This window comes from Alkalimonas delamerensis (assembly GCF_030717955.1).
In the GTDB taxonomy this organism is placed as follows: Bacteria; Pseudomonadota; Gammaproteobacteria; order Enterobacterales; family Alteromonadaceae; genus Alkalimonas; species Alkalimonas delamerensis.
Map to the genome: position 1 here is coordinate 394,666 of NZ_JAUZVY010000002.1, position 14,128 is coordinate 408,793.

The following is a 14,128-nucleotide window of genomic DNA, read 5'->3' on the forward strand; positions in this document are numbered from 1 at the left end:
GTGAAAGCCTGCTGTGGATCGAGCAGAGCAGGGCCATTTTTAAGCCCGATTGCGACAGTATGATGACAGCAATGTCATCTGTTGGTCATATTGTCTTGTTACAACAGGGGCCGAAACGGATAAAAAAGGGATGAGTTGTATGCAAGCTGGGTTCATGGGCAGGATGCTGCTTACTTTGTTCTGGTTAAGTACGATGCTGGTGCTGGCAGGCTGCCAGCCCAAAGGAGAGCTGGGCAGCCGGGACAATCCGGTACGGTTGTACTTTACCCCATCGGTCGATGCAGACACCATTGCCACCAATTCGCGTGAGTTTATTCGCTTTTTGGAGCAGGAGACCGGCGATTATTACGTCACCGGTATCCCAACCAGCTACATCGCCGTGGTTGAAGCTTTCGGTTCTGGCAGGGCCGATATTGGCGCGATGAACTCCTTTGGTTATCTGATGGCGCACGAACGCTATGGTGCCAGAGCGCATTTAAAAATGATCCGTCATGGTGTCGACTACTATCAGGGGCAAATCGTGGTGCGTTACGATAGCGGCATTGAGTCCTTGCAAGACTTAGCCGGAAAGCGCTTTGCGTTTACCGATCCGGCCTCTACTTCTGGCTATTTTTTTCCACTCAAAATGCTGCGTGATGCCGGTGTGAGGCTTGGTAATGAAACGTTTGCGATGAAACACGACAGTGTGATCACCATGGTGTATCAAGGGCAAGTGGATGCGGGCTCTGCGTACTATTCAGCACCAGCAGCGGATGGCAGTATTCGTGATGCCCGGCAACGGGTATTGACTCAATTCCCGGATGTGGAGCAACAGGTACGGATCCTGGCGATTACAGAAAAAATCCCGAACGACCCCTTTGTGTTTCGCAAAGACATGCCCGAAGAGGTGCGTGATCGCTTTATTGCCGCTGTGAAACGCTTTCTGGATACTGAACAGGGGCAGGAAATCTTCCGCAATATATACAGTGTCGAGGGGCTGGTTGATGCTACCGACGCCGATTATGACCCATTACGAGCCATGATCCGAGCCATTGAGCTGGATACCAATCAGCTATTGCTCTAGGAGTTTGTATGCAGCTGCTTCAATGCAACAATTTAAGTAAAACCTACCCAAACGGCACTCAGGCCTTGCATGATGTTAATTTTACTGTTGAGGAAGGCGAGTTTCTGGTCATCATTGGCCTGTCCGGCTCTGGTAAATCCACCTTACTACGCTGCATCAATCAGTTGCACCCGGTGAGTAGCGGGGAGCTTTATTTTGAACAGCAACAGCTGACTGCTATGGCAGGGAAAGAGCTAAGGCAGCAGCGCAGTCGTATTGGCATGATATTTCAACAGTTTAATCTGATCCCACGCAAAACGGTGCTCACCAATGTGCTGGCCGGTGCTCTGGCTGTGACTCCGGTCTGGAAGTCCTTGCTTGGACTCTACAGCGAGGCGCAAAAAAAGCAGGCGCTGGATTACCTGAAAATCGTGGGTCTGGAGCACAAAGCTTATGTCAGGGCCGATAATTTATCCGGCGGCCAGCAACAGCGTGTTGCCATAGCGCGTGCCCTGATGCAAAACCCGAAGATTCTGCTGGCCGATGAGCCGGTTGCCAGCTTAGACCCTTCCACATCGCACTCCGTAATGAAGTACCTGCAAAAAATTAATCAGGAGCTGGGCGTAACAGTGATTTGCAACCTGCACTTTTTATCCCTGGTTCGCACCTATGCCAGCCGGGTGATCGCCTTAAAGGGTGGACGCATTGTCTATCAGGGCGCTCCGGACGATATTGATGAGCAATGGTTTAAAACCATTTATGGCGAGGATGCGGTTGAGGTGAGTATCAACTGATGGAAAAGCTAATGACTGAACAGCCTTTTGAACAGGCCAGAGTGCACGGCTATAAAGCCAGTATTAAAGCCTGGTTCATTGATGTAATTTTATGGAGTTACACCGCCTTGATCGGCTACAAGCTGGGGTATCAAACCTGGTACTTGCAAAGTCGTCATCTTGACTTTTACTGGCACGAGCCACTGTATGCGCTTGGGATTGGTGTGGTGCTGGCCAGTGTTCTGAGCTACAGCACCTGCTCTGTCGGCAAAGCCATCAGTGGCTTGATTCTGTTTCCAGAGGACCGCTCTATTTTCCGCAGTGCCAGTGTCCGGCTGGGTGTGTTTTTTATCGCTCTGACTTTTATCGCCGGCTTGCATGTGTCCCAGGTGTCGATGCGGGAGTTTTTCTCCGATTCCGGCCTTGCCGGCGCCCAGCGCATTTTTTCTGCGTTATTGACCCCCAACTTTGCCATTTTCGAAGATGCTCTTTTTGCAGCCATTGAAACAGTGTACATGGCATTTATTGCCACCAGCCTGGCCATACCGGTTGCATTTGTGCTGGCATTTTTTGCAGCTCGTAATTTGATGAAGCAGTCAGCACTGAGCTTTGCCATCTACTGCGTCATTCGCTTTATGATGAACCTGACCCGTTCGATTGAGCCTCTGGTTTGGGCCATTATTTTTTCTGTGTGGGTCGGCATTGGGCCTTTTTCCGGCATGTTGGCTCTATTTCTGCATTCTGTGGCGTCTTTAACCAAGCTGTACTCGGAGCAGATTGAATCGATTTCCGATGGACCGGTGGAAGCGATGACCGCCACAGGGGCGCATCCAATCCAGGTGATCTGGTACGGGGTAGTGCCGCAAATTGTGTTGCCTTATTTGTCCTATACCATTTACCGCTGGGACATCAATGTGCGGATGGCAACGGTGATTGGATTGGTCGGCGGCGGTGGTATTGGCACTTTGCTGATGCAGTATCAGGGCTTAGCGCGCTGGAACGAAGTCGGTATGTTGGTGATCGTGATTGCTGTCATTGTTTGGTTGATGGATTATGCTTCTGCCAAAATTCGGGCTCACTTGAAGTGAGCCCGGTTTTCTTTCAATTGTGCCAAATACTGCCGTAAATCACGCTTTACCTCCGGCATCAGCAGGTAAATGGCCAGGATGTTGGGCACCGCCATCAGGAAAATCATCGAGTCGATAAAATCAAACACCGCCAAAATATTCGGCACGGCGCCAACCGAGACGACCAGACAAAACAGCACCTTAAACAGGTTTTGGGCCCGGGCGCTGTCGCCAAAAATGTAGCTCCAGGATTTCAGTCCATAATAAGACCAGCTGATCACGGTAGAGAAGCCAAACAGCAGCAGGGCCACCATCAACACCAGCGGAAACCAGTCAAACACTGTGGCAAAGGCGCTGGATGTCAGGCGAACACCATCCAGATCGCTGCCCAAATAGGCGCCGGTTAAGATGATCACCAAAGCCGTGATGGTGCAAATCACCACCGTATCGATAAAAGGCTCCAGCAAGGCGACAAAGCCCTGGGAAACCGGTTGACGGGTTTGTGCTGCTGCATGGGCAATGGGGGAGGAGCCAATGCCCGCCTCATTGGAGTAGGCTGCACGCCGAAAGCCCTGAATCAACACGCCAATAAAGCCACCATAGGCCGCTTCCGGCGCAAAAGCGCCTTGCACGATGATCATCAGCGCCGCCGGTACAGCCGTCAGCTGGCTGCCGATGATCACCAATGCCGCCAGCAAGTATATGGCACACATCAAGGGCACCAAGCGGCTGGTGACCCGGGCAATGCTTTTGATGCCGCCAATAATCACCACCGCCACCAACAGGGCGTAGAGGACGCCAAAGCCCCAGGCGCTGTCAAAGCCAGTAACGCCTTTCACCTGGGCAAAGCCCTGATTGACATGCACAAAGCCAGCCGAGCCAAAGACGCAGGCCATGGCAAAGAAAATCGCCAGCGCCTTGCCGAGGCGAGGCAGCCGGTATTTGGCAAGGGCGGCTTCGATGTAGTACATCGGGCCACCGGAGAAGGTGCCATCGGCCGCCTGACGCCGGTATTTGACGGCCAGGGTGCATTCAACAAATTTCAGCGACATGCCGAGCAAGCCGGCCAGAATCATCCAAAAGGTTGCGCCCGGGCCGCCCAGGGTTATCGCCACCGCCACACCGGCAATGTTGCCGGTGCCTACGGTACCGGACAGCGCAGTAGAAAGTGCCTGAAAGGGAGTAATGTCGCCTTGCTGCTTGGGATCCTTGTAACGACCAGAGACCACCCGGATGGCATGACCAAAGCCGCGCACATTGATAAAGCCCAGATAAAAGGTGCTGAACAGGGCGCCGGCCATCAGCCAGAGCACCACCATCGGTAATTCGGCGCCGGCCACCGGAATGGCATAAAACACCACCGAGGACAGCTGCTGGGTAAACCATTCAAAGGCTTCACGAAAGCCGGGGCTGGTCGTCATGGCTGGGCCTACTGCTGATACGCGGATAAAAACTGCCCGAGCCGGCCAATGGCCTGCTCCAACTGTTCTTTGTGCGGTAAAATTACGATGCGAAAGTGATCCGGCTCCGGCCAGTTAAAGGCACGGCCATGCACCAGCAAGACTTTATGTTGCCGCAGAAAATCCAGCACCATCAATTCATCGTCTTTGATTTTGATTTGCTGGCGATCGATTTTCGGAAACAAATACATGGCGCCTTTCGGGCGGGTGCAGCTTAGCCCCGGAATTTGATTGACCTGGTGCCAGGCCGCATCCATTTGTTCGTACAGACGGCCACCGGGTTTGGTCAGCTCAAAGATGCTTTGGTAACCGCCCAAAGCCGTTTGTACCGCGTGCTGACAGGGCACATTGGCACAGAGCCGCATCGAGGCCAGGATCCGCAACCCATCGACATAATGCTGTGCCTGGCGCTTGGCACCGGAAATAAACAGCCAGCCAACCCGAAAACCAGCGATGCGGTAGTTTTTCGACAAGCCGCCAAAGGTCAGCAACAGCAAGTCATCGCACAGGGCGGCAGTGCTGGTGTGACTGGCACCGTCGTACAGAATTTTGTCGTAAATTTCATCGCTCAGCACCACCAGTTGATGCTGGCGGGCAATTTCCAGCAAGGCCAGCAAAACCTCATCGCTGTACACCGCCCCGGTTGGGTTGTTGGGGTTGATCAGCACCAATGCCTTGGTTTTTTTGGTGATTTTACTGCGAATGTCATCCAGATCCGGTGCCCAGTCCTGTTGCTCATCGCAGCGGTAATGCCGGGCCTTGCCTCCGGCCAGATTGACAGCCGCTGTCCAGAGTGGGTAATCGGGGGAGGGGATCAGCACCTCGTCGTCGTTGTTCAGCAAGCCTTGCAGTGCCATTAAAATTAGCTCGGAAACGCCATTGCCAATAAAGACATCGTCGGCATCGGCACCGCGAATGCCGCGTTGCTGGTAATACTGCGCTACTGCGACCCGGGCCGGGTAAATGCCCTGAGAGTCGGAGTAGCCCTGAGCCGTTGGCAGGTTGTGAATAACATGCTTTAAAATTTCGTCCGGGGCTTCAAAGCCAAAAGGGGCCGGGTTGCCGATATTCAGCTTTAGTATGCGGTGGCCTTCTTCTTCCATCCGTTTGGCTTCTTGCGCCACCGGACCGCGGATATCGTAACAAACACCTTCAAGTTTGGAGGAGCGTTGAATGGGCTTCATAATTTGCTCGGATGCACTTATATTTTTATACGTCTGGATAGCCAAATACTACCCGATGTCCTGTCGCAAAACAAAGTGAAAAGCGTGCTTTTCATTCTGCTCAGCAAAAATCAGGGCTGATGGCTCAGGCTGATGTCGCCAACCCCAAGATTGGCTTTGAGCACAGCTTGCCCCGAACCGGACCAGTTCAGGGTACCGCCGACCAGATGACGTTCCGACTGCATGCTGCCGTTGGCATTACTCAAGCCGACATTGCCAACCCCAACCGCCAACTCAATCTGTTGGTACTGGCTGCTGTTCAGGCTGCCATTGATTTGACCAACGCCAACATCCACCTGCAGTGGATTTCGCCATTGATGAAGGTACACCTGGCCAACCCCCAGGTCGGTCTGGACCGAAAGATGCGCTGGGATCCGCAGTTGCCACTGCTGATGGGTATTGTCTTTCGGGATACTGAGCCGAAGTTCGCCATTGCGTTGCTCCGGTTGCAACTCAACATCGCCCACCTTATGGCTGAAAAACCACCAACGCCGCTCACCACGCAGTTTGACCGTTATTTCCAACTGATCGCTGTCGCTGCTGTGCAGATTGACCTGACCCACGCCAACCTCCAGCACCAGCTGCTGCAATGCACTGGCATCCAGTGTGCGTTCGATGGTTTTTTCGTTGGCAGCACTGCTGCAGCTCAGCAAGCCGAAAAGACTTATCAGGGGCAAAAGCCGGACGCTTTGCATGACCAATTCCTTGTAAAAAAGCCTGAATGGTCATTTTTACCCCATATTTGGGGTGAATGCCAGTGTTTCATTTTTATTGCAGTATCAGTTGCTTAGTTTAAAAGCTGTGATTTTTTGTACAAGGAATGGCCAGAATATTTCCTGAACTGACCATTTTCGGGGTAAAATAAGGGATTGTCCACGCTTAACAGCCTTGGTTATCAGTGGGAGCTTTCGTCCAGTGACGATGTCTGGCTTAGACAGCTCCCTTATGTTTTTATCCAAGAATGTTTTCTATTCACGAAAAGGTGCTTGATGCGATTTTTGAAGTTCCCACTTTTGGCTGCACTGACAGCCCTGGTGCTTTATGCATTGTACTATCCTTTTATCCCTCAGCCAGCACAGCCTGAGCCAGAGGTCATTTGGGCCGAGCCTTTGGTGCACCCACTGCGCTCGGATGTGTACAGCTACAGTCACTCTGAGCAGGTCCGCAAGCGACTGGCGTACCCGATGAAAGCCCCAGCCAACAGAGCGCTGCCAGACTTTGATGCCATCAGCGATGTAAACCTGAAAAAGCAGGCCTTTTTTGCCTATCTTGGGCCTTACGTGGCGCATGAAAACGCACGGCTGCGTGCTTTGCGTAAGCAACTGCTGAAGCTGCAAAGTCAGCTCAACGCTTCGCAACCTTTGACCGTGCAGGATTACGCCTTTGTTTACGCACTCTTTGACGAGTTCCGGATGGATGTGGATCACTTTGATGACGACAGTCTGTCGGAGTTGTTAAAGCGGGTTGATGTATTGCCTGCCTCTATGGTGTTGATGCAGGCGGCCAATGAGTCGGCCTGGGGCACCAGCCGCTTTGCGGTGGAAGGACTGAACTTTTTTGGTCAATGGTGCTTTCGGGAAGGCTGTGGCATCGTGCCTCTGGCTCGTGGTGAAGACCAATTTCACGAAGTGGCCCGCTTTGACACCGCCGCGGCCAGCATTCGCAGCTATTTTTACAACCTCAATACCTTCCACAGCTACGAATCCTTACGGGATATCCGGGCTGAACTGCGAGCCCGTAATAAGCCGGTACGGGGGGAAGATTTGGTGCAAGGCCTGATGAGTTACTCCGAGCGCGGTGAAGACTACATTGCCGAAATCAGCGGCATGATCCGTTTCAACTGCCCCATTATGGAAGAAGTGAAACAGCTGGTGGCCATCAGTCCTGCTTGCTAACACCGGGCTTCGCCGCGCAGCAGACGTAAAAAAACCAGCCTTGGCTGGTTTTTTTACGTCTGCTGCTAATTAACCTAACTCGACAACCTGCACGGCATGGCGCGGGGCTGTGTCGTCATCTTCTGTGGCTGCCGGGGCCGTAAAACTAACAGGATCAAAGGCCATATCTGCAGCCAGGTGGCTATCGGCTTTGGACAACTGCTTAAAGTTAAAGAGCTCGGTATCGGCCAGGTGGGTGGGCACCACATTTTGCAGGGCCTGGAACATGGTTTCAATCCGGCCTGGAAAGCGTTTGTCCCAGTCTTGCAGCATCTCTTTGACCACCTGGCGTTGTAGGCCATCCTGGGAGCCGCATAAGTTGCAGGGGATAATCGGAAAGGCTTTGGCCTCGGCGTAGCGGGCAATGTCTTTTTCCCGGCAATAGGCCAGCGGCCGTATCACCATGTGCTCGCCGTTGTCGCTCAGCAGCTTGGGTGGCATCGATTTCATCTTGCCACCATAGAACATGTTCAGGAATAAAGTCTCCAGCATGTCATCACGGTGGTGGCCCAGGGCAATTTTAGTGGCACCCAGCTCTTTGGCCGTGCGGTACAAAATGCCACGACGCAAGCGGGAGCAGAGCGAACAGGTGGTTTTGCCTTCCGGGATCTTTTCTTTGACGATGGCGTAGGTGTCTTCGGTGACAATCTGAAAATCGACGCCCAGCTGGCTCAGGTAATTCGGCAAAACCTCTGCCGGAAAGCCCGGCTGCTTTTGATCCAGATTGACAGCGACAATGGAAAAATCAATCGGCGCTGACAGCTGCATGTTCAGCAGAATATCGAGCAAGGTATAACTGTCTTTGCCGCCAGACAAGCAGACCATGACTTTGTCACCGGCTTCAATCATGTTGAAATCGGCGATGGCCTGGCCGACGCCACGGCGCAGCTTTTTGTGCAGTTTGTTGAGGCTGTATTGAGCTTTGGCTTGAGCAGAATGCGACATAACACCACCCGATAGAAAAACGGCGCCTAGTATAGCGGATCAAGCGCCGTTTCCATAGACCCGTCGTCTGTCAAAATGCATTGGGTACAGACGGGGTTGCAGTGTTATTTATCCAATGGACTGACAAAGTCCTCCGGCTTTAACGCCAGCACATCGCAGTCCAGTCGATCAATCACATGCTCGGCGGTGTTGCCAATGATGGCCGCGGAGAAGCCGGTCCGGCCTATGGTGCCAATCAGCACCATTTCAGCGTCCAGCTCGCGGGCAACTTTGGGGATCACATCTTCCGGCATGCCTTCCAGCACATGGGTATGGTTGTCACCAATGCCATGCTGAGCCGCCAGCTCTTTGACCGCATCCAGATGATGGCGCTTCATGGTGCTGTTGTATTCGTCCGGGTTAAACTCCGGGATCTCAATAGCAATGTTGACCGGGGTGCCGGGGTAGGCATTGACCAGATGGATGTCGGCAGACAGCATACCAGCGACAGCTTTGGCTTTGTTGATTAAGCGGCTGTTGAGCGATTTGTGGTAATCCTGCTCGCTGCCGGCATTGACGGCCACCAGCACGTTGCCGCCTTCTGGCCAGTCGTGGTCTTTTACCAGCAACACCGGGCAGGGGCACTTGCGCAGAATGTGCCAGTCGGTCGGGGTAAAAATCATCGATTTCAGCACATCGTGATCGTGAGTGCCTTTAACCACCATGTCGTAGCCTTCATCCAGCACGGCTTTGACGATGGCTTCGAAGGGGCGGTTGTGCCATTCGACATGAATATCGATCACCAGGCCTTTGTCGCGATAAGGGGCAACCAGTTCACTGATCCACAGCTCGCGGTCCTTGATCACCGCCTGACGCATCGACTCCCGCTCTTCGCCGGACAGCATGGTGGTCATTTCGTAAGAGAAATCGTAAATCGACAGGAAGGCGGTTAAGCTGCAATCTTGATAACGGGCATACTCGACGGCACGGTTTAACGCCTTTTGCTGCTCGGTGGTGGGATCAATCACCACCATGATGTGTTGAGGTTTGGACACGGGAACGCTCCTTTGGTGCTTTGCCTGACTATCAGTGTAGACAAAAAAAAGGAGCTTGCCGAGTCAAAAACATGCGGTGCATCAAACAGAAAGCGAATAAATTGCTTTCTGTTTCTGCCCTAGCTGGCGATACCGGCCATGCCGCCTAATGCCGCCAGCGCCTGCTGATTTTTGATGGTAATAAACTTGCCATCGACATGGATCAGGGTTTCTTTGTGAAAGCGCCCCAGCAAGCGGCTGATGGTTTCGACCGTTAACCCCAGGTAGTTGCCAATTTCACCACGCGTCATGGTCAGACGGAACTCTTTGCCGGAAAAGCCGCGGCTATGAAAGCGCTGCGCCAGATTGGTTAAGAAGGCAGCCAGCTTTTCTTCGGCATTTTTGCGGTTGAGCAACAGCATCAGTTGCTGATCGGCAGAAATATCCTGACTCATCAAGCGCATTAATTGCTGGCGCAGCTTGGGGAGCTGTCCCAGCAGTTGCTCAAGGTTGTTGTAAGGGATTTCACAGACCATGGCGGTTTCCAGCGCCTGGGCATAACTGACATGCTGCTCGGTGTTGATGGCTTCAAACCCCAGCACATCCCCTGGCAAATGAAAGCCGGTGATTTGTTCTTCACCTTGCTCGGTCAGGGTAAAGGTTTTAAAGGAGCCGGTGCGAATGGCATACAGCGCCTGGAAAGGCCGGCCAGCCTCATAGAGGTAATCGCCTTTGTGCAGCGGCTTTTTGCGTTGAATGATGTCATCGAGCGTGTCCAGCTCGTTGTCATTGAGGGTAAAAGGCAAGCAAAGCTGGCTGAAGCCACAATCCTGGCAGTTGATTGATGAGTGCGCCATACGACATCCATTTTGTAGCTGTAATGGTGATAGCTTAAAAAACTAGCCGCGCCAAGGCAAGATAAACCGTATAAAAACCGTAAGCTGCCAGCAAAGACGCCGTGCCGTAGCGAAACCAGAGTTGCTGCTTTAACTGATTGAGCCGCTCGGCCAGAGTGGCGGTCAGTAAAATAGCTGGCAAGGTGCCAAGACCAAAGGCCAGCATAATGCCAGCGCCTGCCAGGGCACTGCCACTGGCCAGGCTCCAGCTCAGGGTGCTGTACACCAGGCCGCAGGGCAGCCAGCCCCAGCATAAACCATAGCCGAAGGCTTTTAGCGGCGTATTCAGCGGTACCAACCGACTGCTGAACGGCTGAATGCGTCGCCATAGGTGTTGGCCAACTCGCTCCAGATACAGCAGTAATGTTGAGATTCTGGCAATGTAAAGCGCCATGGTGATCAGCAAACAACCGGCCAGCAGGCGCAACCACAGCATGGAGGCACCGGTTAGTTGCAAGGCAACCACGCCAAAATAGCCGACCAAAGCGCCGAAAAAAGCGTAGCTGGTCAAGCGGCCCAGGCTAAGCAGCAGTTGAAACAACAAGCGCCGGCGGCTGGAGATGCCCGGCATCGACAATTGCAAGGCCGCCACGATGCCACCGCACATCACCAGGCAGTGACTGCTGCCAACCAGACCAATCAGCAGGGCCGCTGCCAAATCAGCTGGGATCATTCGATGCCTTGTTTTCTGAGGGGCTGCCCTTAGGCTTGTTGGCTTGCTCGGTCGGGGGCGTTGGCTCCTCATCAAATAAGATGCTAAAGCCTTGTTTATCCAAATCTTCGAATTGTTTGTTGCGCACCGCCCAGAAGAAAATAACCAGTCCCACCATCACGAACAACACCGCAATTGGGATCAGTACATAAATCACACTCATGATTTCAGCAACCTCAATGAGTTGGACACCACCAGTACCGAGCTGAAGGACATCCCCAGCACCGCGATGTAGGGCGTCACCAGTCCCACCACCGCCAGTGGAATAATTATCAGGTTGTAGCCTACCGACCAGGCGAGGTTTTGTCGAATGGTCCGTGCCGTTTGCTCACCGCCCGCCAACAAAGTTTGCAGCAAGCTTAAATCGTTGCGTAAAATCAGCACATCGGCCTGGTTCTTGGCCAGATCGGTGCCACCTTGCAGGGTGACAGAGACATCGGCGGCATGAAAGCAGGCACTGTCATTGATGCCATCGCCGACCATCATCAGCTGTTCAGAGTCCTGTTTTAACTGCTGAAGCACGGCCACCTTGCGCTCTGGGCTGCAGCCTTTTTCCAGCCAGTCAAAACCAAGTTCGGATGCCACCCGGTCGGCCTGCTGCGAGCTGTCCCCGGTTAGCAAGCCAAGGGTAAAGCCGCGCTGCTTTAACTGGCGAAGCAAAGCGGGAACCTCGGGCCGGATTTCGTCTTCCAGCTCAATGGCCGCCAGCAGCTGCTGGTTTAAGCAGACATAGACCATCGCATCCGGCGCTGCGCTAAGCTGACAGAAATCGGCATTGCCCACCCGAAGCTCCTGCTGCTGATAGCGACCGGAAATACCGGCACCAATGTGGATCTGCACATCGTCAAGCGGCAGCTCCTCGGTCAGCCAGGGCTGGAAAGCTTTGCCTATCGGGTGTTCGGAGTGACGCTCCAGATTGGCCACCAGGTTCAGCAGCTGCTCTTTGCGCCAGTCGGGTTGAAACAACTGCACCTGATGCACGCTAAAACGGCCCTGAGTTAAGGTGCCGGTTTTATCAAAGACGATTTGGCTGAGCTTGGGCAACTGGTCCAGCACCTGATTGTTTTTAATTAAAATGTGCTTGCGGTTGAGCTGCGCCAGCGAGCAGGTGATGGCCGTCGGGGTGGCCAGCGCCAGTGCGCAGGGGCAGGTGGCCACCAGTACCGACAAGGTGACCCAAAAAGCCCGGCCGGCATCGATCCAGAAAAACCAGACCAAAAAGGTGGCCAGAGCAATCAGCAGCAGCCGTTCGACAAAGTACTGCGCCAGCTCGTCGGTTTTTTCCGCCAGTTTGGGCTTTTGGTTGAGGGTTGCTTGTTGCAACTGAATGATCTGGCCCAGCCGCGATAGTGCCAGTGGCTGAGTCACCTGCACTTGCAGGACGCCATCGTGATTGACGCTGCCTGCCAGCACTGAGCTGCCGCATCCTTTGGCAATGGGCTGGTACTCGCCGGTTAGCATCGATTCATCGACGCTGCTGGTACCGGCTATGACGTCACCGTCGGCCGGCAGGGTTTCACCGGCTTTGACCAAAATGCAATCGCCCGGTTGCAACCGCCTGGCCGAGGTGCTTTGTGGCTGACCATCAATCAGCTGGGTGGCGGTTACCGGCATAATTTTTAACAGATTGCTGGTGGCATCGCGGGCCTTGGCCCTGGCCCGGTATTCAAAGAATTTGCCGAGCTGCAGGAAAAACACAAACATGCAGACCGACTCAAAATAGACTTCACCGCTTTCAGTCAGGGTGGCATAAGCCGAGGCAAAGTAGGTGTAGTAGATGGCCAGACTCACCGGCACATCCATGTTCATTTTGCGGTTGACGATGCTGCGCCAGGCGCTGGTAACAAAGGGCAGGGCGGCATAAAAAGCCACCGGAGTGGTCAGCAGCATGCTGATCCAGCGCAGGTAATCCTGATGCTCAGGGTCGATGCCAGTCCATTCGCCAAAATACAGCGCCACGGCCAGCATCATCACTTGCAAGGAAAGAATGCCGGACACCGCCAGTCGTTTTAAGTAGCGGCCCAGTTCGGCTTTGTAGAGGTGTTCTTCTTCATCGGCGGCAAAGGGACTGGCCTGATAGCCAAGCTGCGCGATCTGCTGCAAAATCTGACTGAGCTTAAGCCGCTCAGGCTGCCAGCTGATTAAGGCACGTTGGGTGCCGGAATTGACACTGATGCTGGCAAGACCCGGCAACTGTTTTAAGCGACGTTCAATCAACCAGGCGCAGGCGGCGCAACTGATGCCACTTATCGACAATTCGATGCTGTGCTGTTCGCCTTCCTGACTGGCCAGATCGGCCAACACGTCAGGGCTGTCAAAGCTGGCCAGCTCCTCGGCCAGATCCGCCGGCATGGCGTCGGCTTTGGTGGCTGGCTCGGTGCGGAAGCGGTAATAATCGCCCAGCCCTTGCTGAATAATGGTGTCGGCCACCGCATGGCAGCCGGCACAACAAAAGGTGCGTGTTTGTGCTTCAAATTCCAGCACAAAGTTTTGGCCGGTCAGGACCGGCTCATGGCAGTGAAAGCAGCGCTCGGCAGGCATACTGGACGACATCGGGGGTTAGTAGCCTAACCTGACTTCTTGCTCGGTCGGCACGTCCAGGGTCACGCGCAAGCGCCACTCTTTGCTGTCATCCGACACCACCAGACGAAAGCGTCCACTGGGGGTATGGGGCAGGGTAGCGACATACAACAGTTCGCCGCTGCGCTCGGCCACCACCTCAAAATCGTGCGCCCCTAAGGTGGTGTGATGAAAGTCCAGATGCAGGGTTTCATCCAGCACCGCATTTTCGGCAAAACGCACTACGGCTCTGTTGCCAATTACCAGCACATGGGCTTCCAGGTTACGCAGCGCGGCTTCGCGGTACAGCTCCAGCCGGTTGTTGATGGTGCGGCCTTCACGGTAGTAATCATCGACCACCATTTCCGGTTGGTTCTGCAGCATCACATGAAAGGCCCAGCCACCTCGGATAAAGGCGACCAGTGGGATCAGGATCAGGATCCAGGGCCAGAGTTGCTTGTACCAGGGTTGTGTATCCAGTTGCATCGAAGAATCCTCGTAAAA

Annotated in this window: 14 protein-coding genes; 4 read left to right on the top strand and 10 right to left on the bottom strand. The window is 53.8% G+C overall.

Translation table 11 applies throughout. The features are described from left to right. Window positions 1-139: 139 nt before the first annotated feature. The 3 genes from Q3O59_RS06200 to phnE are packed head-to-tail and all read left to right on the top strand — an operon-like array spanning window position 140 to window position 2,903. Window positions 140-1,063, top strand: coding sequence for a phosphate/phosphite/phosphonate ABC transporter substrate-binding protein (locus Q3O59_RS06200; protein WP_305944745.1), 924 nt, complete (start codon window positions 140-142; stop codon window positions 1,061-1,063). Between the two features lie 8 nt (window positions 1,064-1,071). Beyond that, a complete protein-coding gene (phnC, locus tag Q3O59_RS06205) occupies window positions 1,072-1,836 on the top strand; it encodes a phosphonate ABC transporter ATP-binding protein (protein ID WP_305944746.1) in 765 nt (254 codons plus the stop codon). Window positions 1,837-1,847: 11 nt separating this feature from the next. After that, on the top strand, window positions 1,848-2,903 hold the full coding sequence (phnE, locus tag Q3O59_RS06210) for a phosphonate ABC transporter, permease protein PhnE (protein ID WP_305944747.1): 1,056 nt from the start codon (window positions 1,848-1,850) through the stop codon (window positions 2,901-2,903). Here the strand turns inward: phnE and Q3O59_RS06215 are convergent. From Q3O59_RS06215 to Q3O59_RS06225, 3 genes are all read right to left on the bottom strand, one after another. Beyond that, window positions 2,891-4,303, bottom strand: a complete 1,413-nt coding sequence (locus Q3O59_RS06215; protein ID WP_305944748.1) for an alanine/glycine:cation symporter family protein — start codon at window positions 4,301-4,303, stop codon at window positions 2,891-2,893. The two genes, phnE and Q3O59_RS06215, sit on opposite strands and share 13 nt — an antisense overlap. Before the next feature lie 8 nt (window positions 4,304-4,311). After that, entirely contained in the window at window positions 4,312-5,526 is a 1,215-nt protein-coding gene (locus tag Q3O59_RS06220; RefSeq protein WP_305944749.1) for a pyridoxal phosphate-dependent aminotransferase, read from the bottom strand. A gap of 110 nt (window positions 5,527-5,636) precedes the next feature. Next, complete coding sequence (locus Q3O59_RS06225) at window positions 5,637-6,260, bottom strand: hypothetical protein (protein ID WP_305944750.1); 624 nt, start codon at window positions 6,258-6,260, stop codon at window positions 5,637-5,639. Window positions 6,261-6,554: 294 nt separating this feature from the next. On the opposite strand from Q3O59_RS06225, the gene Q3O59_RS06230 reads away from it, so the two are divergent. Further along, the gene (locus tag Q3O59_RS06230) at window positions 6,555-7,460 is read left to right on the top strand and encodes a glucosaminidase domain-containing protein (RefSeq protein WP_305944751.1); all 906 of its coding nucleotides are present in this window, start codon (window positions 6,555-6,557) and stop codon (window positions 7,458-7,460) included. A 69-nt stretch (window positions 7,461-7,529) separates the two neighbouring features. Here Q3O59_RS06230 and ttcA read toward each other — a convergent pair whose 3' ends face one another. From ttcA to Q3O59_RS06265, 7 genes are all read right to left on the bottom strand, one after another. Continuing rightward, a complete protein-coding gene (gene ttcA / locus Q3O59_RS06235; protein ID WP_305944752.1) occupies window positions 7,530-8,444 on the bottom strand; it encodes a tRNA 2-thiocytidine(32) synthetase TtcA in 915 nt (304 codons plus the stop codon). Between the two features lie 104 nt (window positions 8,445-8,548). After that, window positions 8,549-9,478, bottom strand: coding sequence for a universal stress protein UspE (uspE, locus tag Q3O59_RS06240; RefSeq protein ID WP_305944753.1), 930 nt, complete (start codon window positions 9,476-9,478; stop codon window positions 8,549-8,551). Window positions 9,479-9,597: 119 nt separating this feature from the next. After that, window positions 9,598-10,314, bottom strand: a complete 717-nt coding sequence (fnr, locus tag Q3O59_RS06245; RefSeq protein WP_305944754.1) for a fumarate/nitrate reduction transcriptional regulator Fnr — start codon at window positions 10,312-10,314, stop codon at window positions 9,598-9,600. A gap of 34 nt (window positions 10,315-10,348) precedes the next feature. Beyond that, window positions 10,349-11,026, bottom strand: a complete 678-nt coding sequence (locus tag Q3O59_RS06250; RefSeq protein ID WP_305944755.1) for a sulfite exporter TauE/SafE family protein — start codon at window positions 11,024-11,026, stop codon at window positions 10,349-10,351. Beyond that, entirely contained in the window at window positions 11,013-11,228 is a 216-nt protein-coding gene (ccoS, locus tag Q3O59_RS06255) for a cbb3-type cytochrome oxidase assembly protein CcoS (protein ID WP_305944756.1), read from the bottom strand. The genes Q3O59_RS06250 and ccoS overlap by 14 nt, the downstream gene beginning before the upstream one ends. Next, window positions 11,225-13,618 carry a heavy metal translocating P-type ATPase gene (locus tag Q3O59_RS06260; RefSeq protein WP_305944757.1) on the bottom strand — a complete coding sequence of 798 codons (2,394 nt, stop codon included), beginning with the start codon at window positions 13,616-13,618 and terminating at the stop codon, window positions 11,225-11,227. The genes ccoS and Q3O59_RS06260 overlap by 4 nt, the downstream gene beginning before the upstream one ends. Before the next feature lie 6 nt (window positions 13,619-13,624). After that, on the bottom strand, window positions 13,625-14,110 hold the full coding sequence (locus Q3O59_RS06265; RefSeq protein WP_305944758.1) for a FixH family protein: 486 nt from the start codon (window positions 14,108-14,110) through the stop codon (window positions 13,625-13,627). Between the last annotated feature and the right edge of the window lie 18 nt (window positions 14,111-14,128).

Coding starts and splice junctions, on each gene's coding strand:
- Q3O59_RS06250 (WP_305944755.1), bottom strand. CDS start 11,026: ATGATCCCAGCTGATTTGGCAGCGGCCCTGCTGATTGGTCTGGTTGGC.
- Q3O59_RS06225 (WP_305944750.1), bottom strand. CDS start 6,260: ATGCAAAGCGTCCGGCTTTTGCCCCTGATAAGTCTTTTCGGCTTGCTG.
- Q3O59_RS06230 (WP_305944751.1), top strand. CDS start 6,555: ATGCGATTTTTGAAGTTCCCACTTTTGGCTGCACTGACAGCCCTGGTG.
- ttcA (WP_305944752.1), bottom strand. CDS start 8,444: ATGTCGCATTCTGCTCAAGCCAAAGCTCAATACAGCCTCAACAAACTG.
- phnC (WP_305944746.1), top strand. CDS start 1,072: ATGCAGCTGCTTCAATGCAACAATTTAAGTAAAACCTACCCAAACGGC.
- phnE (WP_305944747.1), top strand. CDS start 1,848: ATGACTGAACAGCCTTTTGAACAGGCCAGAGTGCACGGCTATAAAGCC.
- fnr (WP_305944754.1), bottom strand. CDS start 10,314: ATGGCGCACTCATCAATCAACTGCCAGGATTGTGGCTTCAGCCAGCTT.
- Q3O59_RS06200 (WP_305944745.1), top strand. CDS start 140: ATGCAAGCTGGGTTCATGGGCAGGATGCTGCTTACTTTGTTCTGGTTA.
- ccoS (WP_305944756.1), bottom strand. CDS start 11,228: ATGAGTGTGATTTATGTACTGATCCCAATTGCGGTGTTGTTCGTGATG.
- Q3O59_RS06220 (WP_305944749.1), bottom strand. CDS start 5,526: ATGAAGCCCATTCAACGCTCCTCCAAACTTGAAGGTGTTTGTTACGAT.
- Q3O59_RS06260 (WP_305944757.1), bottom strand. CDS start 13,618: ATGTCGTCCAGTATGCCTGCCGAGCGCTGCTTTCACTGCCATGAGCCG.
- Q3O59_RS06215 (WP_305944748.1), bottom strand. CDS start 4,303: ATGACGACCAGCCCCGGCTTTCGTGAAGCCTTTGAATGGTTTACCCAG.
- Q3O59_RS06265 (WP_305944758.1), bottom strand. CDS start 14,110: ATGCAACTGGATACACAACCCTGGTACAAGCAACTCTGGCCCTGGATC.